This is a genomic window from Pseudomonas tolaasii NCPPB 2192, assembly GCF_002813445.1.
Lineage (GTDB): Bacteria > Pseudomonadota > Gammaproteobacteria > Pseudomonadales > Pseudomonadaceae > Aquipseudomonas > Aquipseudomonas tolaasii.
Genome location: NZ_PHHD01000001.1, coordinates 3,438,235 through 3,462,463, shown reverse-complemented (window position 1 = coordinate 3,462,463; position 24,229 = coordinate 3,438,235). Strand labels below are relative to the sequence as shown.

General features: G+C 59.7%; 26 protein-coding genes. 11 read left to right on the top strand and 15 right to left on the bottom strand.

Annotated features, from left to right (window positions below):
- Nucleotides 1-216: 216 nt before the first annotated feature.
- The 3 genes from ATI14_RS16095 to ptrR all read right to left on the bottom strand — a co-directional run bounded on the left by ATI14_RS16095 (nt 217) and on the right by ptrR (nt 2,215).
- Nucleotides 217-819 (bottom strand): peptidoglycan recognition protein family protein, encoded by a 603-nt coding sequence (locus ATI14_RS16095; RefSeq protein WP_016973354.1) that lies wholly within the window; start codon nt 817-819, stop codon nt 217-219.
- Nucleotides 820-1,056: 237 nt separating this feature from the next.
- Nucleotides 1,057-1,179, bottom strand: coding sequence for a PA1414 family protein (locus ATI14_RS31860; RefSeq protein WP_003193089.1), 123 nt, complete (start codon nt 1,177-1,179; stop codon nt 1,057-1,059).
- Between the two features lie 142 nt (nt 1,180-1,321).
- The gene (ptrR, locus tag ATI14_RS16090) at nt 1,322-2,215 is read right to left on the bottom strand and encodes a putrescine utilization regulator PtrR (protein WP_016973353.1); all 894 of its coding nucleotides are present in this window, start codon (nt 2,213-2,215) and stop codon (nt 1,322-1,324) included.
- Nucleotides 2,216-2,318: 103 nt separating this feature from the next.
- On the opposite strand from ptrR, the gene ATI14_RS16085 reads away from it, so the two are divergent.
- A complete protein-coding gene (locus ATI14_RS16085; RefSeq protein ID WP_016973352.1) occupies nt 2,319-3,527 on the top strand; it encodes an MFS transporter in 1,209 nt (402 codons plus the stop codon).
- Here ATI14_RS16085 and ATI14_RS16080 read toward each other — a convergent pair.
- The 3 genes from ATI14_RS16080 to ATI14_RS16070 all read right to left on the bottom strand — a co-directional run bounded on the left by ATI14_RS16080 (nt 3,439) and on the right by ATI14_RS16070 (nt 6,366).
- Entirely contained in the window at nt 3,439-4,881 is a 1,443-nt protein-coding gene (locus ATI14_RS16080) for an NCS1 family nucleobase:cation symporter-1 (protein WP_016973351.1), read from the bottom strand. The two genes, ATI14_RS16085 and ATI14_RS16080, sit on opposite strands and share 89 nt — an antisense overlap.
- 197 nt (nt 4,882-5,078) lie before the next feature.
- Nucleotides 5,079-5,477: a DUF2177 family protein gene (locus tag ATI14_RS16075; RefSeq protein ID WP_016973350.1), complete on the bottom strand. Its 399-nt coding sequence runs from the start codon at nt 5,475-5,477 to the stop codon at nt 5,079-5,081.
- Between the two features lie 52 nt (nt 5,478-5,529).
- Nucleotides 5,530-6,366 carry a CvfB family protein gene (locus tag ATI14_RS16070; RefSeq protein WP_010208634.1) on the bottom strand — a complete coding sequence of 279 codons (837 nt, stop codon included), beginning with the start codon at nt 6,364-6,366 and terminating at the stop codon, nt 5,530-5,532.
- Nucleotides 6,367-6,689: 323 nt separating this feature from the next.
- Here ATI14_RS16070 and ATI14_RS16065 point away from each other — a divergent pair, with 323 nt between their 5' ends.
- The 3 genes from ATI14_RS16065 to ATI14_RS16055 all read left to right on the top strand — a co-directional run bounded on the left by ATI14_RS16065 (nt 6,690) and on the right by ATI14_RS16055 (nt 8,730).
- Nucleotides 6,690-6,869 carry a hypothetical protein gene (locus ATI14_RS16065; RefSeq protein WP_003193095.1) on the top strand — a complete coding sequence of 60 codons (180 nt, stop codon included), beginning with the start codon at nt 6,690-6,692 and terminating at the stop codon, nt 6,867-6,869.
- A 206-nt stretch (nt 6,870-7,075) separates the two neighbouring features.
- The gene (locus ATI14_RS16060; protein ID WP_016973348.1) at nt 7,076-7,798 is read left to right on the top strand and encodes a TorF family putative porin; all 723 of its coding nucleotides are present in this window, start codon (nt 7,076-7,078) and stop codon (nt 7,796-7,798) included.
- Nucleotides 7,799-7,863: 65 nt separating this feature from the next.
- Nucleotides 7,864-8,730 (top strand): DUF6279 family lipoprotein, encoded by an 867-nt coding sequence (locus ATI14_RS16055; RefSeq protein ID WP_016973347.1) that lies wholly within the window; start codon nt 7,864-7,866, stop codon nt 8,728-8,730.
- Between the two features lie 135 nt (nt 8,731-8,865).
- Here the strand turns inward: ATI14_RS16055 and ATI14_RS16050 are convergent, their stop codons facing one another.
- Entirely contained in the window at nt 8,866-9,255 is a 390-nt protein-coding gene (locus tag ATI14_RS16050; protein ID WP_016973346.1) for a hypothetical protein, read from the bottom strand.
- Between the two features lie 154 nt (nt 9,256-9,409).
- Between ATI14_RS16050 and ATI14_RS16045 the strand changes: the two genes are divergently transcribed.
- Nucleotides 9,410-9,685 (top strand): hypothetical protein, encoded by a 276-nt coding sequence (locus ATI14_RS16045; protein ID WP_016973345.1) that lies wholly within the window; start codon nt 9,410-9,412, stop codon nt 9,683-9,685.
- Between the two features lie 47 nt (nt 9,686-9,732).
- Here ATI14_RS16045 and ATI14_RS16040 read toward each other — a convergent pair whose 3' ends face one another.
- Nucleotides 9,733-11,079, bottom strand: a complete 1,347-nt coding sequence (locus tag ATI14_RS16040; protein ID WP_016973344.1) for a DEAD/DEAH box helicase — start codon at nt 11,077-11,079, stop codon at nt 9,733-9,735.
- A gap of 193 nt (nt 11,080-11,272) precedes the next feature.
- Here ATI14_RS16040 and ATI14_RS16035 point away from each other — a divergent pair, with 193 nt between their 5' ends.
- Nucleotides 11,273-12,571 carry a mechanosensitive ion channel family protein gene (locus tag ATI14_RS16035; RefSeq protein WP_016973343.1) on the top strand — a complete coding sequence of 433 codons (1,299 nt, stop codon included), beginning with the start codon at nt 11,273-11,275 and terminating at the stop codon, nt 12,569-12,571.
- Between the two features lie 110 nt (nt 12,572-12,681).
- On the opposite strand, the gene ATI14_RS16030 is transcribed toward ATI14_RS16035, so the two are convergent.
- From ATI14_RS16030 to ATI14_RS16020, 3 genes are all read right to left on the bottom strand, one after another.
- Nucleotides 12,682-13,548, bottom strand: a complete 867-nt coding sequence (locus ATI14_RS16030) for a carboxylate/amino acid/amine transporter (RefSeq protein WP_016973342.1) — start codon at nt 13,546-13,548, stop codon at nt 12,682-12,684.
- A 203-nt stretch (nt 13,549-13,751) separates the two neighbouring features.
- Nucleotides 13,752-14,351 carry an FMN-dependent NADH-azoreductase gene (locus ATI14_RS16025; RefSeq protein ID WP_016973341.1) on the bottom strand — a complete coding sequence of 200 codons (600 nt, stop codon included), beginning with the start codon at nt 14,349-14,351 and terminating at the stop codon, nt 13,752-13,754.
- 151 nt (nt 14,352-14,502) lie between these two features.
- Nucleotides 14,503-14,817, bottom strand: a complete 315-nt coding sequence (locus tag ATI14_RS16020; protein ID WP_026083246.1) for a hypothetical protein — start codon at nt 14,815-14,817, stop codon at nt 14,503-14,505.
- 49 nt (nt 14,818-14,866) lie between these two features.
- Here ATI14_RS16020 and ATI14_RS16015 point away from each other — a divergent pair, with 49 nt between their 5' ends.
- From ATI14_RS16015 to ATI14_RS16000, 4 genes are all read left to right on the top strand, one after another.
- Entirely contained in the window at nt 14,867-15,790 is a 924-nt protein-coding gene (locus ATI14_RS16015) for a PA3225 family LysR-type transcriptional regulator (RefSeq protein WP_017255849.1), read from the top strand.
- A 14-nt stretch (nt 15,791-15,804) separates the two neighbouring features.
- Nucleotides 15,805-16,608, top strand: a complete 804-nt coding sequence (locus ATI14_RS16010; protein ID WP_016973338.1) for an alpha/beta fold hydrolase — start codon at nt 15,805-15,807, stop codon at nt 16,606-16,608.
- 3 nt (nt 16,609-16,611) lie between these two features.
- Complete coding sequence (locus tag ATI14_RS16005; RefSeq protein WP_016973337.1) at nt 16,612-17,175, top strand: peptidylprolyl isomerase A; 564 nt, start codon at nt 16,612-16,614, stop codon at nt 17,173-17,175.
- A gap of 82 nt (nt 17,176-17,257) precedes the next feature.
- Entirely contained in the window at nt 17,258-19,090 is a 1,833-nt protein-coding gene (locus ATI14_RS16000) for an ABC transporter ATP-binding protein (RefSeq protein WP_016973336.1), read from the top strand.
- A gap of 117 nt (nt 19,091-19,207) precedes the next feature.
- On the opposite strand, the gene ATI14_RS15995 is transcribed toward ATI14_RS16000, so the two are convergent.
- Nucleotides 19,208-20,332, bottom strand: a complete 1,125-nt coding sequence (locus ATI14_RS15995) for a GNAT family N-acetyltransferase (protein ID WP_020372610.1) — start codon at nt 20,330-20,332, stop codon at nt 19,208-19,210.
- 257 nt (nt 20,333-20,589) lie between these two features.
- Between ATI14_RS15995 and ATI14_RS15990 the strand changes: the two genes are divergently transcribed.
- Nucleotides 20,590-21,912: a putative porin gene (locus ATI14_RS15990; RefSeq protein WP_016973334.1), complete on the top strand. Its 1,323-nt coding sequence runs from the start codon at nt 20,590-20,592 to the stop codon at nt 21,910-21,912.
- 115 nt (nt 21,913-22,027) lie between these two features.
- Here the strand turns inward: ATI14_RS15990 and ATI14_RS15985 are convergent, their stop codons facing one another.
- From ATI14_RS15985 to ATI14_RS15975, 3 genes are all read right to left on the bottom strand, one after another.
- Nucleotides 22,028-22,261, bottom strand: coding sequence for an anti-sigma factor family protein (locus ATI14_RS15985; protein ID WP_016973333.1), 234 nt, complete (start codon nt 22,259-22,261; stop codon nt 22,028-22,030).
- Nucleotides 22,255-22,869: an RNA polymerase sigma factor gene (locus tag ATI14_RS15980; RefSeq protein WP_016973332.1), complete on the bottom strand. Its 615-nt coding sequence runs from the start codon at nt 22,867-22,869 to the stop codon at nt 22,255-22,257. Before ATI14_RS15980 ends, ATI14_RS15985 begins: the two co-directional genes overlap by 7 nt.
- Nucleotides 22,870-22,991: 122 nt before the next feature.
- Nucleotides 22,992-24,113 carry a beta-ketoacyl-ACP synthase III gene (locus ATI14_RS15975; protein WP_016973331.1) on the bottom strand — a complete coding sequence of 374 codons (1,122 nt, stop codon included), beginning with the start codon at nt 24,111-24,113 and terminating at the stop codon, nt 22,992-22,994.
- Between the last annotated feature and the right edge of the window lie 116 nt (nt 24,114-24,229).

The following is a 24,229-nucleotide window of genomic DNA, read 5'->3' as shown; positions in this document are numbered from 1 at the left end:
ACGGCGCCCAGTCGTATTCGTTGTGCAGCGTTCGAGCATCGATTTGCTCGGCACGCCTGAAAAAGGCCACAACCTGTTGCTCATTCAACCCAACGTCTGACGGGCGGCAGCGTTCAGGCTCTTCGGATTGAAAGCGGCTAATGGATATCTCACTGAAATCTTGAGGGGCGGGCGAACATCCCGCTATTAGTACGCCCAACGAAAGACACACGTTCCTCATTGCCACACCGCACTGCTGGCTTCGCCGGGGTGTTTGTAAGAGATCTGCGGGTGCGTGTAGAAATCTGCTGAGGCCAGACCATAGTGACCGAACAACTCTGAGACCAGCCACTGAAGGGACTGGGTCTGCATAGCCGTAATGGCCTCGTAGCGGGCTGCATCCAAATGTTTGCCGACCAACTCGATACCCAGAGAATCCGAATTCATCGGGTATCGCTCAGGGTAGTTCTTCGTGCGCTCGTGGCGATCCAAAGCCCGGATCTGCAACGTCCAGGAAAGTGTATGAATTTTGGCCATTTGAGCGGTGTCGCAGGACGCCTTATCTACGGCCATGCATTTGGACCGAATGTAACGCCCTACGTGAAAACAGCGCTTTTTCATACTGGCGGTCTGGTAAATCACACCATTTTTTTCGATTAGAAAATGAGCCCCGCTCCCTTTGGAGCGGTAGCCATTGAACGTGTGCTCTGCAGTCGGCGCATCCGTCTGGTGGACAACCAACGCGCTGACGCTGCGCAAATCACCCTGCTCAATCGTTTGAAATCGACGATGTTCGACCTTGCTGGAAATCAACATTCCTTCACCATCCATGCTCGACATATCAGCGCCTTTCTTCCATGTGAAGACGAAAATATAGAAGGTCGAATGGAGAAAAAGATCAGATGACGAAACAACAGGAAGGGTCCGACATCGAGGCTCGATGAGTCGGACGTCCAGAGATGGCTGGCAGGTAAAGGAAGGGCTGAACTCAAGTCACAGGGATTGGCTCGGCCCCTGATTAAAAATCCGCTCGGTCAGCGTCCACGTAACCAACTACGTGAACGCTGTGAAATTGACTTACCTGCGACGCGGCCGGCGCTGCTCGTCATCCGTGCGAATCGGCACTGGTTGCAGCGGGGGCTCGATCAGGCCCAGCGCAACGCCGAGGTCGTGGAGCCAGTTTTGAATTTTCTCTTTCATGGTTGCCCCCTTTGAGGGTAATGCACGTTGGCGATGGTTCTGTCGCCTTTTCCTACAGTGATAGTAGCCCTAAGTCCTACGTAATGCTTGAACGAAACCACAACGAACTATTACTGAATTGATCTGAATCCTGACGGTTCGTTCAAGCAATTGCGCGGGTGTCTTGCTCAAACCCGGACTTGCCTTCCTGCTGCAGGTCGATCCATGCGTTGAGGTTAGCGCCGAGCATACCCTTTCGCCACATCAGCCAGGTGGTGGCCGTGGCAAAAGGCCCGGTCAGGGGATGAACGGACACGCTGTCCTTGCCGGGCAGGCTGTCGAGCATGGATTCGGACATCAAGGCCACGCCGGAGCCGGCGATCACACAGGCGAGCATGCCTTGATAAGACTCGATCTCGATGGCCCGGCCCATTGCCACATGATCGTGGGAAAACCAGGTTTCCAAGCGGGTGCGGTAAGCGCAACTGCGGCGAAAGGTAAACACCGAACGCCCGGCTACGTCCTGGGGACCGCGTACCGGCGGGTGGTCGGCTTCGCAAATCAGCACCAGGCGCTCCTCGCACAGGGGCACGCCGTCCAGGGAAGCAATGGTGATCGGGCCATCCACGAATGCCGCGTCCAGTCGCCCGGTGATCAAACCTTCGAGCAACTCCCCGCTCGGCGCCGACTGCACCTGAAGGTTCACCATCGGATACGCCTTGTGGTAGCGCGCCAGCAGTTTAGGTAAATGCACTGCGGCCGTGCTGTACATGCTGCCCAGTACAAATTCGCCAGCCGGCTGCCCGCCCTGCACCGCGCCATGGGCTTCGTCGTGCAACGCCAACAGACGGGTGCTGTAGTCCAGCAACACTTTGCCCGCAGGAGAAAGCTGCAAGCGCTGTCGCTCGCGGACGAACAGCTCAACCCCCAGTTGCTCTTCCATTTGCTTGAGCCGCGTCGACAGGTTTGACGGCACGCGGTGCAAACGGTCAGCCGCACGGGTAATGGAGCCCTCTTCCGCTACGGCCTGGAAAATCCGCAATTGACTGAATTCCACACCTTTCTCCAAAACTGAACAAGTTACTCACTATTATTCATTTTTACAGAAAGTCAATCCGCTTTAGCCTGAAGGTTATTCGCTTTCCTACAGGAACCAGAGCATGTCTCCCCTGATTCGCTTACTCGCCAGCTTTGTCGCCCTGATGATGGCCATGGGCATTGGCCGCTTCGCCCTCACGCCGCAGATGCCGCATTTGCTCAGCGAAGGGCAGATTGACCTGACCGGGGCGGGCCTGATCGCCGCCGCCAATTACCTGGGGTATTTCGTGGGTGCGGTGGATTCGATCTTCGCGCGCAGCCATCACCACGTGCGCGGGCGGTTGTACGGCGGCCTGTGGCTGTGTGTGCTGCTGACCTTCGCGTCCTATTGGGCACACGGGTTCTGGCCACATTTGCTGTTGCGCTTCGGTACGGGCGTCGCGAGTGCATGGGCGCTGGTGATGATCACCAGCTTGAGCCAGCCGCTGGCAATGGCTGCCGGGCGCCCTCGCTTGGGCGCCCTGGTATTTGCCGGACCTGGCTTGGGGATTATGCTCACAGGCTTGCTGGCGCTGGGCTCCAATTTGTTGAAACAAGACTCTGCAATCTTGTGGCTGGTCTATGGCGTGGTGGCGCTGGTGATGTTGCTGGCCATCCTGCCATTCCTGCCCAAACCCTCCGCGGCGAGCACGCCGGTGGTCAATCACAATGAAGCGGGCAGCAATGGCAGCATTGCACACCTGTGCTGGATCTATGTGTTGTACGGCCTGGGCTACATCATTCCGGCGACCTTTCTGTCGCAAATGGCCAGCGCGCAGTTCAAGGGCGCCTGGCAGGCCGACCTGTTCTGGCCATGTTTTGGCCTGGCGGCGGCGATTGGCGTGGTGGTGGCGAGCCTGCGCCGTAAAGACATGGACACCACTCGCCGCTGGCTGATGACTACTTTGTGGCTGCAAGCCGTCGGTGTGTTTGCCTGTCTGTTAGGCAATGGCTGGGGCCTGGCCCTCGGCGTTTTACTGTGCGGCGCGCCGTTCCTGGCGTGCATGCAGTTGGTGATGGCTCGCCTGCGTGAGGTAGCCCCCCACGGCTATCAGCGCAGCACCGGGCTGCTGACCGCCAGCTTTGCCATCGGCCAACTGAGTGGTCCGTTGCTGGCCTCGGTGAGCAGCCACCTCAGTGGCGGCCTGCAACCGGCGCTGATCGTCGCCGGCTGCGGGTTGGTGGTGGCCGGCGGGATCCTGGTCAACCGGCAACCAGCGGCGCGGGGATGCGAACCTGCTCGCGCCGAGCCAGCATCAGGAAAAACAGCCCTCCCAGGAAGCAGCCGGTAAACCAAGCGAAGTTGGCCATGCCCTGCAACGCCGGGGTGAAGGTAATCGCGACGCCCACCAGCGTCGCGGGCACCAGGGCCTTGACCGCCGTCCAGTTCACGCCACCGTCGAAGTAGTAGCGCCCGCGCGGGCTGTCATCGAACAGCGCGTCCACGTCGATCTGCTGCTTTTTGATCAGGTAGAAGTCCACCAGCAGAATGCCGAACAACGGCCCGATGAAGGCCGCGAGAATGTCCAGGGTGTAGTGGATCATCAGCGGGTTGTTGAACAGGTTCCACGGCGTGATAAAGATCGAGGCGACAGCAGCGATCATGCCGCCGGCGCGCCAACTGATTTTGCTCGGCGCGACGTTGGCGAAGTCAAACGCCGGGGAAACGAAATTGGCCACGATGTTGATGCCGATAGTCGCGGTGACAAAGGCGAAGGCACCGAGCAGCACCGCCATGCTGTTGTCGATGCGCGAAACGGTGGCGATCGGGTCATGGAGCATCTCGCCAAACACCGGCAAAGTACCCGACACAATCACCACAGTCACCAGCGAAAACGCCAGGAAATTCACCGGCAAGCCCCAGAAATTACCGCGGCGCACGTCCTGCATGGTCCGGCAATAACGGCTGAAATCACCGAAATTCAGCGTAGGCCCGGAGAAGTACGACACCACCAGCGCCGTGGCCACGATCACCTGACCGAACGCTTGCCAGCCCGGCAGGGATTTTTCCGACAGCGTGAAGTTGATATTCGCCCAGCCCGCTTTCCACACAATCCAGCCCGCCAGGGCAAACATCACCGCGTACACCACCGGCCCGGCCCAATCGATAAAGCGGCGAATGGACTCCATACCCGCCCAGAACACCGCCGCCTGCAGTACCCACAAGCTGAGGAAACCCATCCAGCCCAGGTAGGACAGGCCCGCAAAATGCGGCTCTGCATAGGCCGCCATTTGTGGGAAAAAGCGCAACACCACGATGATCAGGGCGCTCGAGGCCAAATACGTCTGAATCCCGTACCAGGCCACGGCGATCAAGCCACGGATGACCGCAGGAATATTCGCGCCAAACACGCCAAAGGCCAGCCGGCAGATGACCGGATACGGCACCGCGGCCTGCTGGCTTGGTTTGGCGACCAGATTGGCGATCCCTTGAACGATGCAAATGCCGGCGAGCAAGGCGATCAGCACCTGCCAGCTGGCCAGGCCAAGTGCGAACAGGCTCGCGGCGAACACATAGCCGCCGACGCTGTGCACGTCACTCATCCAGAAGGCGAAAATGTTGTACCAGTTCCATTTTTGCGGCAGCGGGCCCAAGTCCTTGTTGTACAGGCGTGGGCTGTAGCCATTGGGCAAGTGTTCGGTCATCGCGGGGCTCCTCGAAATACCGGCCTGCGCTACCGTCGCGGGTGCATACGGGAGGCGGCATGGTTTGTATACGAGGCATTCAGCAGAATGCGTGCCAATGGCACACAATCCCCGTGGCACGGCGTGCCAAAGGGTTTCATCGCGCTCAATGGATAGCGGTGATGCTCAGCAAAGGTGCACGCAAATCCTGTACACAATCACCGGTGCACTCGATGTGCACACAGATGGCCGACGGTGCAGCTGACCGCCGTGAGAAAGGTGCCCCAGGCCATGTCCATGGCGGACAAACCAGCGGACCAGCCGTGCAACGTGGCCCAGTTGCTCAGGTCGTAGGTACCGTAAGCCACCAGCCCAAGGAACGCACCCAGGCGCGCAGCACGTCGCCAGCTGCTACTTGGCAGGACCACAAACACCACACAACCGGTGACATACAGGAGATAAAACAAAACGGCGGGAAGCAGATTGGGCTGATCAAGCATCAGCGGCCCCAGCAGGCCTTTGTAGGTCGGGCCCATGAAGACGCCGAGCCAGAGGCCATCAAGCACCAGGAAAGCGAGCAAGGTGCCCAGGTAGGCAAAGAGGGTTTTTCGGGACATGGGTACAACCTCCGCAGGTGCCGACGGGCACCTACGGAAGAGCCGGCATCGATCAGCTTAGTTCAATGCGATCGGCGTGAATCACAATCTGGCCCTGCTTGTAGAGCGCACCAATGGCCTTCTTGAAGTTGCCTTTGCTGACGCCGAACAAGTTGCTGATCACCGCCGGGTCGCTTTTATCGCTGACCGGCAAGCTGCCATTGTTTTCACGCAACTTGGCGAGGATCTTGGAGTTGAGGCTGGAGGCGGCTTCCTGGCCGACCGGCTGCAGGCTCAGGCTGATGTTGCCGTCAGCGCGGATCTCCTTGATAAAGCCTTTCTCTTCTTTGCCCGGGCGCAGGAACTTGAACACTTCGTTCTTGTGAATCAGGCCCCAGTGCTTGTTGTTGATGATCGCCTTGAAGCCCATGTCGGTGGCTTCGGCCACCAGCAGGTCGACTTCCTGGCCGACCTGGTAGTTGGCCGGGGTCTTGTCCAGGTAGCGATCCAGGCGCGCGGTGGCGGTGATGCGCTTGGTGTGCTTATCGAGGTAGACGTGCACCACGCAATATTCACCGGCGCTCAACTGGCGTTTTTCTTCCGAATACGGCAGCAACAAATCCTTCGGCAACCCCCAATCGAGGAAGACACCAATACTGTTGACTTCCACAACTTTCAAACTGGCAAATTCGCCTACTTGAACTTTCGGCTTTTCAGTTGTAGCGATAAGTTTGTCATCGCTGTCCAGATAAATGAAAACGTTAAGCCAGTCTTCATCTTCGCTGGGAATATCTTTGGGGATATACCGATTGGGCAAGAGGATTTCGCCATCTTGCGCACCGTCCAGGTACAAACCAAAGTTAGTGTGTTTAACCACTTGCAAGCTGTTGTAGCGCCCGACTAAAGCCATTTCCAGATACCCTCGTTACGTGGGCGGCATTCTACCCGAGTTGAGGCCCGGACGCGCGCACGCCTGAAAAATCGCGGGCCGGCGTGGCGTTCTACTGGCATCGCCCCGCTCGTCAGATCAAATGAATGAATTTTGCCGCTGCCGCGCGCGCCGTTCGGCACAGGGTTTCGAGTTAAAACAGCAAGTTAGGGGATTAATTCGAAGATAAACTTTGTCGGATTTCAGCCCTGCTATTAATTTCTGGGGGATATTTGCCAAGCAATTGTCAAGTATTTCCTGTACGATGCCTGGCCAAGTTAATTTTCTACAGGTTAGTGGCCGCCATGCGCGTAAAAGCATCCAACAGCAAAGCAAAGCCAGCTCCCGCCGTTGAAACGAGCGAATCGATCAACAGCCAAATTGCTGCTTTTCTCAAATCCGGCGGCGAAATCCAGCAGATTGCCAAAGGTGTGAGTGGCCAGACTTTCGGCCCGTCCAAGCAAATCAGCCTGGGCAAAAAGTAAAATCTGCGCAACACGCCTGGTCCCTAAGCGCCTTGCCCTCAAGGCGCTAGGACTGGAGCCCGAAACACCCTCTTGCATCACCCTCTATCGTGCAAATCGACGAACGGACCTCATCCCCCGACATTCATCGGTATGCTTGCACACGTCTAGCACGGGCCTCTTCCCGATTTTTTCGTTAGTGCTCCTCGCTTTTCATGGAGTGAAGCGTGTTCAAACCCTGCATTTTCCTGCTCGCGGCCCTCACAGCCAGCCCCTTCGCGCAAGCACAGATCTTCCAGCGCGAACTGGGTGACTTCGACCTGAAGTTGGGCACCACGCCCAGCCGCAGCATGGCCCAGGGCCTGGTCAAGCCAACCTCGCCGGGAAGCGACTCATTTCATGGCGGTCTCGACTTGAGCCATGACAGCGGCCTTTATTTCGGCCAGTTCTCACCCAATCTGGGCTTGTCCTCGGCCAACAACCTCGAGGTCGATTCCTACATGGGTTTCAAACGTCCCTTCGACCAGACACTGGGCTACGAAGTCGGGCTGATCCACTACAGCTACCCCAAGCTCAGCCCCCTCGACAGTCAAGAGTTCTATGGCGGCCTGAACCTGCTGGGCAATCGTTTCGGCGCCTCCTTCAGCAATGACCCCGACCGCCACGACAGCACCCTGTTCGCCGACCTCGGTGGCACCCAGCCTTTCGGCATCGGCGTGAGCATGAAATACACCACCCACCAGTTGGGCACACCGGTCTCGGTCGAGGGCGGCTCGATCAGCAGCTTCAGCGATTGGTCAATTCAGTTTTCCCGCGCCTGGAAAGGCATCGACCTGGACCTTATCTACAGCGACTCCAGCCTCAGCGGCGGCGATTGCTCGGCCTACTCCGGACACAATTCGCAATGCGACGGCCTGTTGACCTTGAAGGCCGCCCGGTCGTTTTATTGAGGGGCTGAACTGTCGCACCTCACGCGGGTTCACATGCATACCCCTCATTGCGCAAGGACCTGCCCATGTTGCGTCGGCTCAAACTGCTGGTGGTATTGCTCACCCTGAGCCTGGCGCTCACCGCGTGCAACCGCGTGGGCCTGGCCTACCGCAACCTTGATGTGATCATTCCCTGGACACTCAACGACTATCTGGGCATGCACGCCGAGCAGAAAAGCTGGTTCAACGACACCCTTAAAGAACACCTGGCCTGGCATTGCACCACGCAGTTGCCCGGTTATCTGGATTGGCTCGACCGCCTGCAGCAGATGGTCGACACCCACCAGGTCACCGACGCCGCGCTGCAAGCCCGTACCGTCGAAGCCAAGCAGGCCATCGCCGAGATCGCACGCACCATCACTCCGTCGGCGGTCGAGCTGCTGCAGGGCCTGGACGACCAGCAGGTCAAGGACATGAATGACGCCCTGGCCAAGGATTTGCGCAAGCGCCAGGACGAATACCTCAAGCCTCCATTGGCGCAGCAGATCAGGGAGCGCGCGGAGCGCATGAGCAAACGTCTGGACGACTGGATGGGCCCGCTCAGCGACAGCCAGCAAAACCGCGTCACCGCCTGGTCAATAGCCCTGGGCGAGCAGAACCAGGAATGGATCGGCAACCGCGCACACTGGCAGGCGCAATTTATCGACGCCGTGCAGCAGCGCCACAGCCCTGATTTCCCGCAGAGAATCCAGCAGCTATTGGTGGACCGCGAAAGCCTGTGGACGCCGCAATACCAGCAAGCCTACGCCAGAACAGAGGCCGCAGCCCGCGGCCTGATCGTCGACCTGATGGCCGAGAGCAGCGTGCAACAACGCTTGAAACTCACCCAAAAGATCAACAAGGTACGGAGCGACTTCAAGGCGCTCAAATGCCTGAAAGCCACCTCAACCTAGAACTGGTTTTGTGTGGAAGCTTGCTTGTGTGGGAGCTGGCTTGCCTGCGATAGCATCGCCTCGGTCCGGCAGAAACACCGAGCGGCCTGCATCGCGGGCAAGCCCGCCCCCACATGTGATTTGAATTGTTCCTGGTTAAGCAATCTGCGCCTTGGACGCCACTTCAGCAAACGTCGCCGGGTCCAGCGCGTCCGACTGCTCATCCAATACCTGACGCGGGTGATCATTGCCCGGAATCGAACTGTCGATCAATGCCAGCAACTGGGCGCCGAGGGCCGTCAGGATAAAGTTCTCACCGTTACCGCCCTCTTCCGTCGGGCGCGACTCAATGAACCCGCGCTTGAACAGCAGCGCTTCGTAATCGGCAGCGGTCTTTTTCAATGTATCCAGGTTGCCGGTGGACTCGCCCGCCGTTGCCTTTTCGGCCGCTTCCTGCTCGGCGTATTTGCGCGGCGCGAAGCTGCCCTCGCCGTTCTGCACTTCATGCAGCAGACGTTCGATCAGATCCCAGTTGTAAGTCGTCATCCTGATTCCTCCTGCAGGCCGGTGGAAGTTAGCCCGTCAAAAGGTGTGACAGGCCGCACTCGTGGCCGTTCAGCCGGATAGACAGGCGTCATTACTGTGAACTTTCCGGTGCGCGGCGCCCTCCACTGAATATCCCTGCCAAGGAGGTCGAACCATGAAAGCCCTGAAAAACCTGGCCCTTGCGGCCACGCTGTTAAGCGCTTTGCCCGTGTGGGCCTGCACACCCGAAGAGGCCACCGCCAAACGCGAGCAATTGGCCAAGGAAGTTACCAAACTTACCCAGCAGAACCCGGCCAAGGCCAAGGAAATCAACGCAGAACTGCAGAAAATGGACATGGACACGGCTTCGGCCGACTTGCCCGACAAATGTCAGTTGATCGATGAGCGCCTCAAAGACCTCGACGACGCGGCGGCCAAAGCCAAAAACTGAGGCAAAAAAAACCGGACAATCGTCCGGTTTTTCATATCAAGGCAGGCTTACTCGGCAGCAGGCGCTTGCGGCTTGCGGCGCTTGAGCGGGGCCATGCCGTCCTTGCTGACGAGCGACAGATTGTCGGTCTTCGGCCGGTTGGCGATCTTGCGCTTGGTCGGCGACTTGGCGCCGGTTTTCTTCTTGTCGCCCTTGGCGTCGGTCTTTTTCTTTTTCACGCCAACGGCCTTGCCCGAGGCCTTGACCTTCTTCGGCCCGGTGTAGGTGCCTTTGACTTCCTTGATGGTGCGGCGCTCGAACGACTGCTTGAGGTAGCGCTCGATACTCGACATCAGGTTCCAGTCGCCGTGGCAGATCAGCGAGATGGCCAGGCCATCGTTGCCGGCACGCCCGGTACGGCCGATACGGTGTACATATTCGTCGCCGCTGCGCGGCATGTCGAAGTTGATCACCAGGTCCAGGCCGTCAACGTCCAGGCCGCGCGCAGCTACGTCGGTGGCCACGAGGATCTTCACGCCGCCGGCCTTCAGGCGGTCGATGGCCAGCTTGCGATCCTTCTGGTCCTTCTCGCCGTGCAGCACGAACGCCTTGTATTCCTGGGCCACCAGACGACCGTAGATACGGTCGGCGGCAGCGCGGGTGTTGGTGAACACGATGGCCTTCTGATAGGTCTCGTTGGCCAACAGCCAGTTGAGAATCTGCTCTTTGTGCACATTGTGGTCGGCGGTGACGATCTGCTGACGCGTGGTTTCGTTCAGGTCGCTGACGTTGTTGACCTGCAGGTGCTCAGGGTTATTCAGCACCTTGGCGACCATGTCGCGCAGGGTCGAACCGCCGGTGGTGGCGGAGAACAGCATGGTTTGCTGACGGTTGACGCACTCGCCGACCAGGCGCTGCACGTCATCGGCAAAACCCATGTCGAGCATGCGATCGGCCTCGTCGAGCACCAGCACTTCGACTTCCTTGAGGTCCAGGTTGCCGGCGTTGAGTTGCTCGATCATGCGGCCCGGGGTACCGATCAGGATATCCGGCACCTTGCGCAGCATGGCGGCCTGGACCTTGAAATCTTCGCCGCCGGTAATGATGCCGGACTTGATAAAGGTGAACTGCGAAAAGCGCTCGACTTCCTTCAACGTCTGCTGGGCCAGCTCGCGGGTCGGCAGCAGGATCAGGGTCTTGATGCTGACACGCACCTTGGCCGGGCCGATCAGGCGGTTCAGAACGGGCAGAACGAAAGCTGCGGTCTTGCCGCTGCCGGTTTGAGCTGTCACCCGCAGGTCACGCCCTTCGAGCGCGAGCGGGATGGCCGCTGCTTGCACAGGCGTAGGCTCGACAAATTTAAGCTCGGCCACGGCTTTGAGCAGGCGTTCGTGCAGGGCGAATTGGGAAAACACGGGTGCTACCTCGAAGAAATACAAAATATCAGCGGCATAGGTTACCGGTTTCGGGCGTCCAAACCGAGTTTCTTTACGCGAACGGTGCCAATCAGCCGGTTTTTTGTCAGTGATTTTGTCTGTAAAGCCAACTTTGTTGCACTTAAATGCTCTAATCGGCCCGTCATGCCTTACAGAAGAATCGCTTTCACCCATGGATATCAAACAGCTCTGGCGTAACATCCAAGACCTTTGGGGCGCCCTCGATGAACACCCGGTGTTGCATTCCAGCCTGGGTTTACTGGTGTTGCTGGTGGTCGCCCTGTTGCTCGGACGAGTGGCGCGCTACCTGATCCTGCACGCCGTCAAATTGCTCGGCCGCCAGCCGGCGCTGCATTGGCTCAACGACCTGCGGCACAACAAAGTGTTTCATCGCCTGGCGCAGATGACGCCGTCACTGGTGATTCAATTCGGCCTGTACCTGGTGCCGGACCTGAGCAAGACCGCCACCCTGTTCATCGGCAACGTGGCCCTGGCCTTCACCATCCTGTTCATGACCCTGGCGGTGAGCGCCCTGCTCAACGCGCTGCTGGACATCTACGCGCGCACCGAGCATGCACGCACACGCTCCATCAAAGGCTACGTGCAACTGGCCAAGATGGTGTTGTTTGTGTTTGCCGCGATCATCATCGTCGCCACCCTGATCGACCGCTCGCCGCTGTTGTTGCTCTCGGGTCTGGGCGCCATGTCGGCGGTCATTTTGCTGGTGTACAAGGACACGCTGCTGTCGTTCGTCGCCAGCGTGCAGCTGACCAGCAATGACATGTTGCGCGTGGGCGACTGGATCGAAATGCCCCAGGTCGGCGCGGATGGCGACGTGGTGGACATCACCCTGCACACCGTCAAGGTGCAGAATTTCGACAAAACCATCGTCTCCATCCCCACTTGGCGCCTGATGTCCGAGTCGTTCAAGAACTGGCGCGGCATGCAGGCTTCGGGCGGGCGGCGGATCAAGCGCAGCCTGTTCATCGACGCCAGCGGCGTGCGTTTTCTGCGTGACGATGAAGAAGTGCGCATGACCCAGGTGCACCTGCTCACCGACTACATCAGCCGCAAACAGGCCGAACTCAAGGCCTGGAACGAGGCCCAGGGCCACAGCGCGCAGCTGTCGGCCAACCGCCGGCGCATGACCAACCTCGGCACCTTCCGCGCCTACGCCCTGGCGTATTTGAAAAGCCACCCGGACATCCAGCCGAACATGACCTGCATGGTGCGCCAGATGCAAACCACCGCGCAGGGCGTGCCGCTGGAGATCTACTGCTTCACCCGCACCACGGCCTGGGCCGACTACGAGCGGATTCAGGGGGATATTTTTGATTATTTGCTGGCGGTATTGCCGGAGTTTGGCTTGAGCCTGTATCAGCAGCCCAGTGGCAATGACTTGCGGGCAGGGGTATTGCCGGCGGTGTTGGGGGCGAGTCATTTGCCGGCTCTGGAAAACAATTCGGCCTGACGCCACCCATCTCCTGTGGGAGCGGGCTTGCCCGCGATGGCGGTGTATCAGTTGAGATATCTGCAAACTGACACTCCGCTATCGCGGGCAAGCCCGCTCCCACAAGGGGTTCAGCGTGGGATTGGCTGTTTGCGCACACCCACTCGGCTGATCCACACCGCCCCCAGAATCACCAACCCGCCCAACGCCAGACGCCCCAGCGGCTCGTGCTGGTTCCAGATCAGCAGATTCAGCAGCAGCCCCACCGGCACATGCAGGTTGTTCATCACCGCCAACGTGCCGCCGTTGACCTGGCACGCACCCTTGTTCCACCAGTACATGCCCAGCGCGGTGCTGACCAGACCGAGGAACACCAGCACGCCCCATTGCAGCGGCGCTTCGGGCAAATAGTTGGCCTTGCCGAACAGCAGGAATGCCGGCAGCACCACTATCAAGGCGCCCAGGTAGAAGTAGCCGAAGCGTCGATAGTGCGGCAGGTCGCTCGGGTGGCGCGCCACCAGGTGCTTGTACATCACCTGCCCGGCGGCATAGGTGAAGTTGGCCAGTTGCAGAAGCAAGAAACCGCCGAGGAAGTTCGGGGTGATCTGGTCGAAACGGATCACCGCCGCGCCGCCTACCGCCACCAGCGCCGCCACCAGCGCCCACGGATTGAAGCGCCGGTTGAGGGCGTCTTCGATCAAGGTGACGTGCAACGGCGTGAGGATGGTGAACAGCAACACTTCCGGCACCGTGAGCACGCGAAAGCTCAGGTACAGGCACACATAGGTCACGCCGAACTGCAGCGCGCCGATCATCAGCATGCCGCGCATGAACGCGGGCTCCACCGAGCGCCAGCGGGTCAGCGGGATAAATACCAGCCCGGCCAGCACCACGCGCACCAGCACCGCAAAGTAGCTGTCGACATGACCGGCGAGGTATTCGCCGATCAAGCTGAAGGAAAATGCCTGAATCAGGGTGACAACCAGTAAATAGCCCATGCGCGCCTCATTTCGAATGGGCGGGACATTAAAGGTTTTCGGCGTTTACTGAAACTCGGGGCAAAAAAAACCCGACCTCGCTAAAGCGTCAGTCGGGCAGGAGCACTCAGGAGCAACAAGTGCAAAGGGAGGTTTGGTACGCGTACTTGAAGGGTTTGCGTGGGCCTAGATAAACACCGCGCGATTATCTGGCGATTAACGCATCAGGCGACCTGCGCCAGCAGCGCTTTCGCATGGTTGATGCCCTTTTCCTGGAAGTCACCGCTCAGGTTCACGCCTTCGGCGTGAATGAAGGTCACGTCATGAATCCCGATAAACGCCATGACCTGGCGCAGGTACGGTTCCTGGTGATCGGAGGCCGCACCGGTATGAATCCCGCCCCGCGCAGTCAGCACAATGGCGCGTTTGCCGGTGAGCAACCCCTGCGGGCCGGTGGCGGTGTACTTGAAGGTCACACCGGCCCGCAACACGTGGTCCAGCCAGGCCTTGAGGGTGCTGGGAATGGCGAAGTTGTACATCGGCGCGGCCATCACCAGCACGTCCGCGGCGAGCAATTCGTCAGTCAATTCGTTGGAGCGGTCCAGGGAGGCCTGTTCAACCGTGCTGCGCTGTTCGGCCGGTTTCATCCAGCCGCCGAGCAGGTTGGCGTCCAGGTGGGGAACCGGGTTCAGCGCGACGTCACGCACAGTGATCTGATCCGCCGGGTGTGCGACCTGCCATTGGCTGATGAACTGTTGAGTCAGTTGGCGGGAAATCGAATCCTGCTGGCGGGCGCTGCTTTCGATGATCAGAACGTTGGACATGGCGGTGTAGGCTCCATCTGTAAGTGCTGTAAGGCGATGGAGAAAAGATTAAGCCGGGCTCATTCGATTAAAAAGCGCAAATAACTGCTATAACCTATCCAGAAATTTGTTTATAAGCGGAGTCATGCGGTAGGCATGCTCCGCCGCTGCGTTATTTCGGGGCGCAGGTCAGCTTGATGCGCATTTTGATGATGCTGCGGCTGAAATTGACCGTGGTGTTGGTGCTTTGGCCCGCCTCAACCGTGACCTTGCGCGCACGGGGGGCTTCCGGGCCATTGGTGAAGACCAGCTTGCACACCGCGTCATTGGCGCCGTAATTGGTCAAGCGGATCGAGCTGATGTTGCTGTCGATGTCGGACGCACTGTAATCAATCTTCACCCCCTGAATATCCTTGGACACATCGGTGGTATAGGCAAACGCCGTCAATGGCAGCAGCGCCAGCAGCACACAACAGAATTTTCTCATTCGGCAGTCTCCAATAAGGACCGCCAGCTTAGGACAAGAGGAGCTCATCTTGAAAGCGCCCCGCGTTACCCTCGATCAATGGCGCACCTTGCAGGCCGTGGTCGACCATGGCGGCTTCGCCCAGGCGGCTGAAGCGCTGCACCGTTCGCAATCCTCGGTGAGTTACACCGTGGCCCGCATGCAGGACCAGCTCGGCGTGCCACTGCTGCGCATCGACGGGCGCAAGGCCGTGCTCACCGACGCCGGTGAAGTGCTGCTGCGCCGCTCCCGCCAACTGGTGAAAAACGCCAGCCAGCTGGAAGACCTCGCCCACCATATGGAGCAGGGCTGGGAGGCCGAAGTACGGCTGGTGGTGGACGCCGCCTACCCCAACGCACGCCTGGTGCGCGCCCTCACCGCCTTCATGCCGCAAAGCCGCGGCTGCCGGGTGCGGCTGCGTGAAGAAGTGCTCTCCGGCGTCGAAGAATTGTTACTGGATGGCATGGCTGACTTGGCAATCAGCGGCTTCATCATTCCGGGCTACCTGGGCACCGAAATGAGCGATGTGGAATTCATCGCCGTCGCCCACCCCGACCACTCGCTGCACCGCTTGAACCGCGAGCTGAGCTTTCAGGACCTCGAGAGCCAGATGCAGGTGGTCATCCGCGACTCCGGCCGCCAACAGCCGCGGGATGTGGGCTGGCTCGGTGCCGAACAACGCTGGACGGTCGGCAGCCTGCCCACCGCCGCGACCTTCGTCAGCAGCGGACTGGGCTTCGCCTGGCTGCCCAGGCACATGATCGAGCGCGAGCTCAACGAAGGCCTGCTCAAGCAGCTACCCTTGGAAAAAGGCGGCAGCCGCAACCCGACGTTTTACCTGTACTCGAACAAAGACAAACCCTTGGGGCCCGCCACGCAGATTCTGATCGACCTGCTGCGCACCTTTGACACCGCCCCTCTGGACGCGCCTTTCGCCGCACCACAACAAGCCTGAAACGGAGTTCACCCATGGCCTGGTTCGACCATGAAGGCTGCAGCCTGCATTACGAGGAATATGGCCATGGCGCCCCGCTGATTCTGATCCACGGCCTGGGTTCGAGCAGCCAGGATTGGGAGCTGCAGATTCCGGTGCTGGCCCGGCATTACCGCCTGATCGTGGTGGACGTGCGCGGCCACGGGCGCTCCGACAAACCCCGCGAGCGCTACAGCATTCGGGGCTTCACCTTCGACCTGATCGCGCTGATCGAGCACCTGGATCTGCCGCCGGCCCACGTAGTGGGCTTGTCCATGGGCGGCATGATCGCCTTCCAGTTGGCGGTGGACGAACCCGCGCGACTCAAGAGCCTGTGCATCGTCAACAGCGCGCCCGAGGTCAAGGTGCGCAGCGTCGATGACTATTGGCAGTGGGCCAAGCGCTGGAGCCTGGCGCGTGTGCTCAGCCTGGCCACCATCGGCAAGGCGTTGGGCGAGCGGCTGTTCCCCCAACCGCACCAAGCCGACCTGCGGCGCAAAATGGCCGAACGCTGGGCAAAAAACGACAAACGTGCTTATCTCGCCAGCTTTGATGCGATTGTGGGCTGGGGCGTGCAGGAACAACTTTCGCGAATTGCCTGTCCTACGCTGGTCATCAGCGCCGACCACGACTACACCCCCGTGGCGCAAAAAGAAAACTATGTAAAACTGCTGCCCGATGCGCGGCTGGTGGTGATCGCAGATTCCCGCCACGCCACGCCCTTGGATCAACCCGAAGTCTTTAACGCTACCTTGCTCGATTTTCTAAAGACAGTCGAAACCACTACCCAGGATCACTGACCCATGCTGAAAAAAATCGCCTTCTTCGCCGGTTCCGTATTGTTCGCCGCCAACCTGATGGCCGCCGAACCCGCCAAGGCCCAGCACGTACTGATCACCACCACCAACGGCGACATTGAAATCGAACTGGACCCGGTCAAGGCGCCGATCAGTACCAAGAACTTCCTGGCCTATGTCGACAAGGGTTTCTACACCAACACGATTTTCCACCGTGTGATCCCGGGCTTCATGGTTCAGGGCGGCGGGTTCACCGCGCAGATGTCGCAAAAACCGACCGACGCGCCGATCAAGAACGAAGCCAGCAACGGCCTGCATAACGTGCGTGGCACCCTGTCGATGGCGCGCACCAATGACCCGAACTCGGCCACCAGCCAGTTCTTCATCAACGTGGCCGACAATGCCTTCCTCGACCCGGGCCGCGACGCCGGTTATGCCGTGTTCGCCAAGGTCGTCAAAGGCATGGATGTGGTGGATATCATCGTCAACTCCCAGACCACCACCAAGCAGGGCATGCAGAACGTGCCAATCGATCCTGTTGTGATCAAGTCGGCCAAGCGCATCGACTGAGGTCTGCAGGAAACTCCGCGCGCAGCCCACAAGGCGGCGCGCGCATTTGAAAGGAGAGCCCGCCCGGCGGGCGTCAACCCCAATGCTCTATCGTCGTTTTGAACAACTGATCGATATCTTCCGCGACGCACCCAGCGCCGCGCCTCCCGATAAAGTCCTGCCGTTTTATATCTACTACCTGCGCCAGGTATGGCCGCATTTCGCCGCCTTGCTGGTGGTGGGCCTGATTGGCGCGCTGATCGAGGTGGCGCTGTTCAGCTACCTGAGCCGCATCATCGACCTGGCGCAGGGCACGCCGCCCGAGAATTTCTTCCAGCTTCACAGCAGCGAGCTGATCTGGATGGCCGTGGTCGCCCTGTTGCTGCGCCCGATTTTCGGCGCCCTGCATGACTTGCTGGTGCACCAGACCATCAGCCCCGGCATGACCAGCCTGATTCGCTGGCAAAACCACAGTTACGTGCTCAAACAGAGCCTGAACTTCTTCCAGAACGACTTCGCCGGGCGTATCGCCCAGCGCATCATGCAAACCGGCAACTCCCTGCGCGACTCCGCCGTGGCGGCCGTGGACGCGATCTGGCACGTGGCGATCTACGCCATCAGCTCGCTCGTGCTGTTTGCCGAAGCCGACTGGCGCTTGATGATCCCGTTGGTGACCTGGATCATCTGCTACAGCCTGGCCCTGCGTTACTTCGTGCCTCGGGTGAAGGAGCGCTCGGTGATTTCCTCCGAGGCGCGCTCCAAGCTGATGGGCCGTATCGTCGACGGCTACACCAACATCACCACCTTGAAGCTGTTCGCCCATACCCGCTATGAGCAGGAATACGCCAAGGAAGCGATCATCGAGCAAACCGAAAAAACCCAGCTGGCCAGCCGCGTGGTGACCAGCATGGACATCGTGATCACCAGCATGAACGGCCTGCTGATCGTGACCACCACCGGCCTGGCCCTGTGGTTGTGGACCCAGTCGCTGATCTCCGTCGGCGCCATCGCGCTGGCCACCGGTTTGGTGATTCGCATCGTCAACATGTCCGGCTGGATCATGTGGGTGGTCAACGGCATTTTCGAAAACATCGGCCAGGTGCAGGACGGCCTGAAGACCATCGCCCAGCCCCTGGCGGTGATCGACCGCGAGAACGCGCCGCGCCTGGTAGTGCCTCAAGGTGAAGTGCGCTTTGAGCAGGTAGATTTTCACTACGGCAAAAAGAGCGGGATCATTGGCGGCCTGAACCTTGAGATCAGGGCGGGCGAGAAAATCGGCTTGATCGGCCCGTCGGGCGCGGGCAAGTCGACTCTGGTCAACCTGCTGCTGCGTCTTTACGACCTGCAAGGCGGACGCATCCTGATCGACGGCCAGAACATTGCCGAAGTCGCCCAGGAATCATTGCGCGAGCAGATCGGCATGATCACCCAGGACACCTCGCTGCTGCACCGCTCGATCCGTGACAACCTGCTGTACGGCAAGCCGGACGCCACCGACGAAGAACTCTGGGCCGCCGTGCACAAGGCCCGCGCCGATGAGTTTATCCCGCTACTGTCGGACGCCGAAGGGCGCACCGGGCTGGATGCTCACGTGGGCGAGCGCGGGGTGAAACTCTCCGGCGGGCAACGCCAACGCATTGCCATCGCCCGCGTACTGCTCAAGGACGCGCCGATCCTGATCATGGACGAAGCCACCTCGGCGCTGGACTCGGAAGTGGAAGCGGCGATCCAGGAAAGCCTGGAAACCCTGATGCAGGGCAAAACCGTGATCGCGATTGCACACCGGCTGTCGACCATCGCCCGCATGGACCGCCTGGTGGTGCTGGAAAAAGGCCAGATTGCCGAGAGTGGCAGCCATGCCGAATTGCTGGCCCACGGCGGGCTGTACGCGCGGTTGTGGCAGCACCAGACCGGCGGGTTTGTCGGGATCGACTGAACACACACCAGTCAAACCTGTGGGAGCTGGCTTGCCTGCGACAGCGTTAGATCAGCCACTGAAGAGTTGGCTGACAGACCGTCATCGCAGGCAAGCCAGCTCCCACACTGGCCTCGCTCAACCTTGCCGATAAGGCAAGGCCGCCCTCGCCTCTTGCGCATACGCCACAATGCCCACGCGCTCGCGCTCGAGAAAATCCTCCACGGCATTTTTCAGGCCCGGGTGGCGCAGGTAATGCCACGATCGTGTGATCACCGGTTCAAACCCGCGAATCAGCTTGTGTTCGCCCTGAGCACCGGCGTCGAAACGTTGCAGGCCATGGGCGATGGCGTAGTCCATGCCCTGATAGAAACAGGTTTCGAAGTGCAGCCGGTCAAATTCCGCCAGGCAGCCCCAGTAGCGACCGTAGAAGCTGTCGCCGCCGATCAGGCTGAAGGCCATGGCCACCGGGCGTGCGCCCTGTTTGGCCAGCACCACGCGGATGGCTTCGGGCATGCGCTCGGCCAGCAGGCTGAAAAACGCGCGGGTCAGGTAGGGCGATTGGCGGCGCACCGCGTAGGTGTTGGCGTAGCAGGCGTAGACAAAATCCCACTGGGCTTCGCTCAGTTCATGGCCTAGCAGCCACTCAAAATCAATGCCCTGCCCCGCCACTTGCTCGCGCTCCTTGCGCATCTGTTTGCGCTTGCGTGAACTCAAGGCGTCAAGGAAATCCTGAAAATCGCGATAACCCCGGTTTTGCCAATGGAACTGGCAACCCAGGCGCTGCAGCCAGCCCGGTTGCTGCATCAGCGCTTCGTCGGCCAATGGGTCGGTGAAGTTGATGTGAGCGCTGGAGAGCCCTTCGATTTCCAGATAACCCGGCAACGCCTTCAGCAACTCGAAACCGTCCTGCGCATTTGCCGCCAACAAGCGAGGGCCGCTGACCGGGCTGAACGGCACCGCCGTGAGCAATTTGGGGTAGTAATCAATGCCCGCACGTTCGCAAGCATCCGCCCAGCCGTGATCAAACACGTACTCGCCGTAGGAATGCCATTTGCGGTAGCTGGGCAACGCTGCCACCAGCCGCTCGCCTTCCCAGTGCAGAAGATGTTCCGGCTGCCAGCCCGATTGCGGCCCCAGGCTGGCGCTGTCCTCCAGAGCACTTAAAAACGCATGCCGCACAAAGGGCTGGGCCTGCGGCACCAGGGCATCCCACACCTGCGGGGCGATTTCGGACAGGCTGTCCAGGCGTTGCAACGGCATCGGCATCCTCACTACTTCAGGGCGTGAAAGCCTGGCGAGTATCGCTTATCACCGGGGCTTCACGCATCTGTAAATGGCCGGACAAAACCCATGCCAGATAGTTCCTTTATAAATAAATTGTCATCTACATGACATCACTTAGCCACTGCTCCGTCATAAACGATCGTGATACTGACGCCTGTTTTTAGAGCGCCTGGTTCTAGCAGGCGGTTGTGTCCTGGAGGGTTTGCCTTCCCTCCTCACTTTCGGAGATTGATATGCGTCTTGCTTCCACCAAAACTGCGGCGGCCCTGTGTGGCGGCCTGTTGCTGGCACTCAGCCACCCGGCCAGCGCTGCAGTCGACGCTAAATTGCTCGACATGCTCAAGGCCAACGGCCAGATCACCGCGGCGCAGTACACTGAGCTGCAAGCGGAACTGGCGAAGGACCAGAAGGAAAAGCAGATCGCACAGCAAGCTCAACAAGAGACCAACGAGCAGATCGCCGCTACCGCGAAAAAAACCACCGAGTTGAGCAGCTTCGACCAGAAGCTGGCCTGGGCCGCGAAAACCCAGTTCAAGGGTGACGTGCGTTTCCGTCAGGAAACCGTGAAGATCCAGGGCGAATCCAACAACGGTGGCCGCGACAAGGACCGTCAGCGCATCCGTGCCCGTCTGGGCGCCTACACCGAGATCAACTCCCAGGTCGATACCGGCATCCGTATCGCCACCGGCAGCAGCGACGACGCTCGTTCGACCAACCAGGACCAGGACAACTACTTCGACAAGAAGTCGATCTGGCTGGACCTGGGCTACATCGACTACCACCCGGACCAGATCAAGAACCTGCACGTGATCGGCGGCAAGATGCTGCAGCCGTGGGTCAACATGGGCGACGTGATCTGGGATAGCGACATCAACCCGGAAGGTCTGGCCCTGACCTACAAATACCCGCTGGGCAGCAGCGCCGAGCTGTTCGGCAGCATCGGTAACTACAACCTCAAGGACAACGTGGACGGCGACGGCGTGCAGTTCCGTCACGACCTGCGCTTGACCTCGGGCCAGTTGGGTACGCGTTTCTCGGTCACCGACAACCTGAAAATGACCCTGGGCGGCAGCGTCTACGCCTACCAGAACGACAAGGACAGCCGCTGCACAACCACCACCACGCCTTGCGCGCTGGCAGTGAACGGCAACTCGGCCGACAACCAGTTCCGCCTGTATGAAGGTTTTGCCCAGGCTGACATCGGTGGCCTGGCAGTGCCGCTGGCGTTCTACGGCCAGTACGTGAAAAACAACGATGCCGTGACCGATCAGGACACCGCCTGGCTGGTAGGTGCCAAGTCCAAAGTGTTCGGTTTCAACCTGGACTACAACTACCGCGATATTCAACGTAACGCAGTGGTTGGCGCCTTCACTGACTCGGACTTCGCCAACGGCACCACCGGCTCGCGCGGTCACAAGATGAAGGTCAGCTACGACATCGACAAGAACTTCGCCCTGGGCGCCACGTACTTCCTGACCAAGGCTGACTACGCCAGCCGCACGCAGCGTGATGCCAACACCAACACCCTGCAGCTGGATGCCGAAGCCAAGTTCTAAATGTTCGTGTAACAAGCCTCGGGCCAGGACGGCCCGGGGTGGCTGCAACAGCCTTGCGTGGGGCCGGTCCCCATCATCCGTCCGGCTCACCCACGCGAGTCTGCCTTTCCCGCCTTTACTGATCTTTCAGCCGTTCGGCTACCAGCCGATCTGCCAATGCATCAGCGTCCTTTACCGGCTCTTCCGGCATAATCTTCAAAGTCGCCTGCATCAGGCGCATCTGACGGATAAATCGCCGACAGTTGGGGCAGAACATCAGGTGGTGACGCACCATCAGACGTTCGCGAAAGGTCAGTTGCCCATCGAGATAGTCACTGGAACGCGCCACTTGTTCTTTACAGGTCAACATTCGCCCGTTTCCTCAAAATGCTCCACCGTGGCGAAGACTTTAAGCCGTGCTCGATGCAACAGCACACGGACATTGGAGAGCGACAGCGTCAGAAGATTACAAATCTCTTCCAACTCCAGGCCCTGGCGTTCTCGCAGCACCAGCACGCTGCTTTGCAACTCGGACAAACTCAGAATCGTATGTTCCAGGCATTTGCGCAGTTCGTCTTCGGTGAGCAGTGCTTCCGGGGTGTCCTGATGCCAGGCATAGGGCGCGACGGCCCAGTGGCCATCGTCCGGCACGAAGCGGTCATCGCCGATGGTGCCGTGGGGCGAAGGCAAATCATCGAGCAAAACTTCCCGGCGGTTCTGTTTGTAACGGCCTTTGGCGGAGTTGGCAGTGATGGTCAGCAGCCAGGTCTTGAGGCTGGAGCGCCCTTCGAACTTGGCCAGGTTGCGTACCACCGACAGCCACGCGTCCTGCACCACTTCGTCGGCGTGGCGCTGGCCGACAATGGCATAGGCCACAGCGCGCATGGCGCTCTGGTAGGTGGTGACCAGTTCCTTGTAGGCCCGCTGCTCACCCTTGAGCAATCGTTCTAGCAGGTGCGCGTCGTCCGCTGCTGCCATCGTTTACCTCAATCCTGCTGTGGATACCTGTGGGAGCTGGCATGCCTGCGATAGCGGCGGTGAATTCACCCTCGTCATCGCAGGCAAGCCAGCTCCCACATTAACCGCATTCCGGCGCTATATCAGCGTTTACGCAGGATTACGCTGCCGATCGAGTAACCCGCGCCGAACGAGCTGAGCACCGCGACGGAGCCTTTCGGCAAATCGTCCTGATATTTGTGAAACGCAATCACCGATCCTGCGGAACTGGTGTTGGCGTAGGTGTCGAGAATCACCGGCGCTTCTTCCACCGAGGCTTCGCGGCCCAGCAGTTTCTTCACGATCAGGTGGTTCATGCTCAGGTTGGCCTGGTGCAGCCAGAATCGCTTCACATCGGCCACATCCAGTTGGTTTTCTTCCAGGTGCACACCAATCAGCTCGGCGACCATCGGGCACACATCGCGAAACACCTTGCGGCCTTCCTGCACGAACAGTTTGTCGGGCGCGCCGATGCCCTCTTCCGCCGTGCGGTTGAGGAAGCCAAAGTTGTTGCGGATGTTGTTGGAAAACTTGGTCAGCAGCTTGGTGCTCACCACATCGAACTGGTGCGCCGACGTCGCCAGGTCAGCACGCTCCAGCACCACTGCCGTGGCCGCATCGCCGAAGATGAAGTGGCTGTCGCGGTCACGGAAGTTCAGGTGGCCGGTGCAAACTTCCGGGTTGACCATCAAAATCGCCCGGGCCTGGCCCAGCTGGATGCTGTTGGCGGCGTTCTGAATGCCGAAGGTCGCCGAGGAGCAGGCCACGTTCATGTCGAAACCGAAGCCTTGGATACCCAGGGCTTCCTGCACTTCAATGGCGATGGCCGGGTAGGCGCGCTGCAGGTTGGAGCACGCGACGATCACGCCGTCGATGTCGGCGGCGGTTTTACCGGCGCGCTGCAGGGCTTGTTCGGCGGCGCCGACGGCCATCTGGCAGAGCACCGACCATTCGTCGTTGCTGCGCTCGGGCAGGCGCGGGGCCATGCGTTGCGGGTCGAGAATGCCGTCCTTGTCCATCACAAAACGGCTCTTGATGCCCGATGCCTTCTCGATAAAGGCCGCGCTGGACTCGGTTAGCGCTTGCACTTCGCCGCGCTCGATGGCTTCGGCATTGTCTTCGTTGAACTGTTGCACGTAAGCATTGAAAGACTGCACCAGCTCTTCGTTGGAGATGCTGTTGGCCGGGGTGTACAGGCCAGTGCCGCTGATGACGACGTTATGCACGGTCGTTCCTCTAAATCTGTCAGGCAGAAGATATTGGTACCGTCGTACCAAACTGTAAGTAGTCCGATCCCGCCCAGCGGACATCAAACTGGCATCGCTTTATTCCATCGCGTCGC

Coding starts and splice junctions, on each gene's coding strand:
- ATI14_RS16035 (WP_016973343.1), top strand. CDS start 11,273: ATGGATATCAAACAGCTCTGGCGTAACATCCAAGACCTTTGGGGCGCC.
- ATI14_RS16070 (WP_010208634.1), bottom strand. CDS start 6,366: ATGGCTTTAGTCGGGCGCTACAACAGCTTGCAAGTGGTTAAACACACT.
- ATI14_RS16010 (WP_016973338.1), top strand. CDS start 15,805: ATGGCCTGGTTCGACCATGAAGGCTGCAGCCTGCATTACGAGGAATAT.
- ATI14_RS16080 (WP_016973351.1), bottom strand. CDS start 4,881: ATGACCGAACACTTGCCCAATGGCTACAGCCCACGCCTGTACAACAAG.
- ATI14_RS16075 (WP_016973350.1), bottom strand. CDS start 5,477: ATGTCCCGAAAAACCCTCTTTGCCTACCTGGGCACCTTGCTCGCTTTC.
- ATI14_RS15990 (WP_016973334.1), top strand. CDS start 20,590: ATGCGTCTTGCTTCCACCAAAACTGCGGCGGCCCTGTGTGGCGGCCTG.
- ATI14_RS15995 (WP_020372610.1), bottom strand. CDS start 20,332: ATGCCGTTGCAACGCCTGGACAGCCTGTCCGAAATCGCCCCGCAGGTG.
- ATI14_RS16065 (WP_003193095.1), top strand. CDS start 6,690: ATGCGCGTAAAAGCATCCAACAGCAAAGCAAAGCCAGCTCCCGCCGTT.
- ATI14_RS16095 (WP_016973354.1), bottom strand. CDS start 819: ATGTCGAGCATGGATGGTGAAGGAATGTTGATTTCCAGCAAGGTCGAA.
- ATI14_RS16055 (WP_016973347.1), top strand. CDS start 7,864: ATGTTGCGTCGGCTCAAACTGCTGGTGGTATTGCTCACCCTGAGCCTG.
- ATI14_RS16005 (WP_016973337.1), top strand. CDS start 16,612: ATGCTGAAAAAAATCGCCTTCTTCGCCGGTTCCGTATTGTTCGCCGCC.
- ATI14_RS15985 (WP_016973333.1), bottom strand. CDS start 22,261: ATGTTGACCTGTAAAGAACAAGTGGCGCGTTCCAGTGACTATCTCGAT.
- ATI14_RS16020 (WP_026083246.1), bottom strand. CDS start 14,817: ATGAGAAAATTCTGTTGTGTGCTGCTGGCGCTGCTGCCATTGACGGCG.
- ATI14_RS16050 (WP_016973346.1), bottom strand. CDS start 9,255: ATGACGACTTACAACTGGGATCTGATCGAACGTCTGCTGCATGAAGTG.
- ATI14_RS16025 (WP_016973341.1), bottom strand. CDS start 14,351: ATGTCCAACGTTCTGATCATCGAAAGCAGCGCCCGCCAGCAGGATTCG.
- ATI14_RS16045 (WP_016973345.1), top strand. CDS start 9,410: ATGAAAGCCCTGAAAAACCTGGCCCTTGCGGCCACGCTGTTAAGCGCT.
- ATI14_RS31860 (WP_003193089.1), bottom strand. CDS start 1,179: ATGAAAGAGAAAATTCAAAACTGGCTCCACGACCTCGGCGTTGCGCTG.
- ATI14_RS15980 (WP_016973332.1), bottom strand. CDS start 22,869: ATGGCAGCAGCGGACGACGCGCACCTGCTAGAACGATTGCTCAAGGGT.
- ATI14_RS16000 (WP_016973336.1), top strand. CDS start 17,258: ATGCTCTATCGTCGTTTTGAACAACTGATCGATATCTTCCGCGACGCA.
- ATI14_RS16030 (WP_016973342.1), bottom strand. CDS start 13,548: ATGGGCTATTTACTGGTTGTCACCCTGATTCAGGCATTTTCCTTCAGC.
- ATI14_RS16085 (WP_016973352.1), top strand. CDS start 2,319: ATGTCTCCCCTGATTCGCTTACTCGCCAGCTTTGTCGCCCTGATGATG.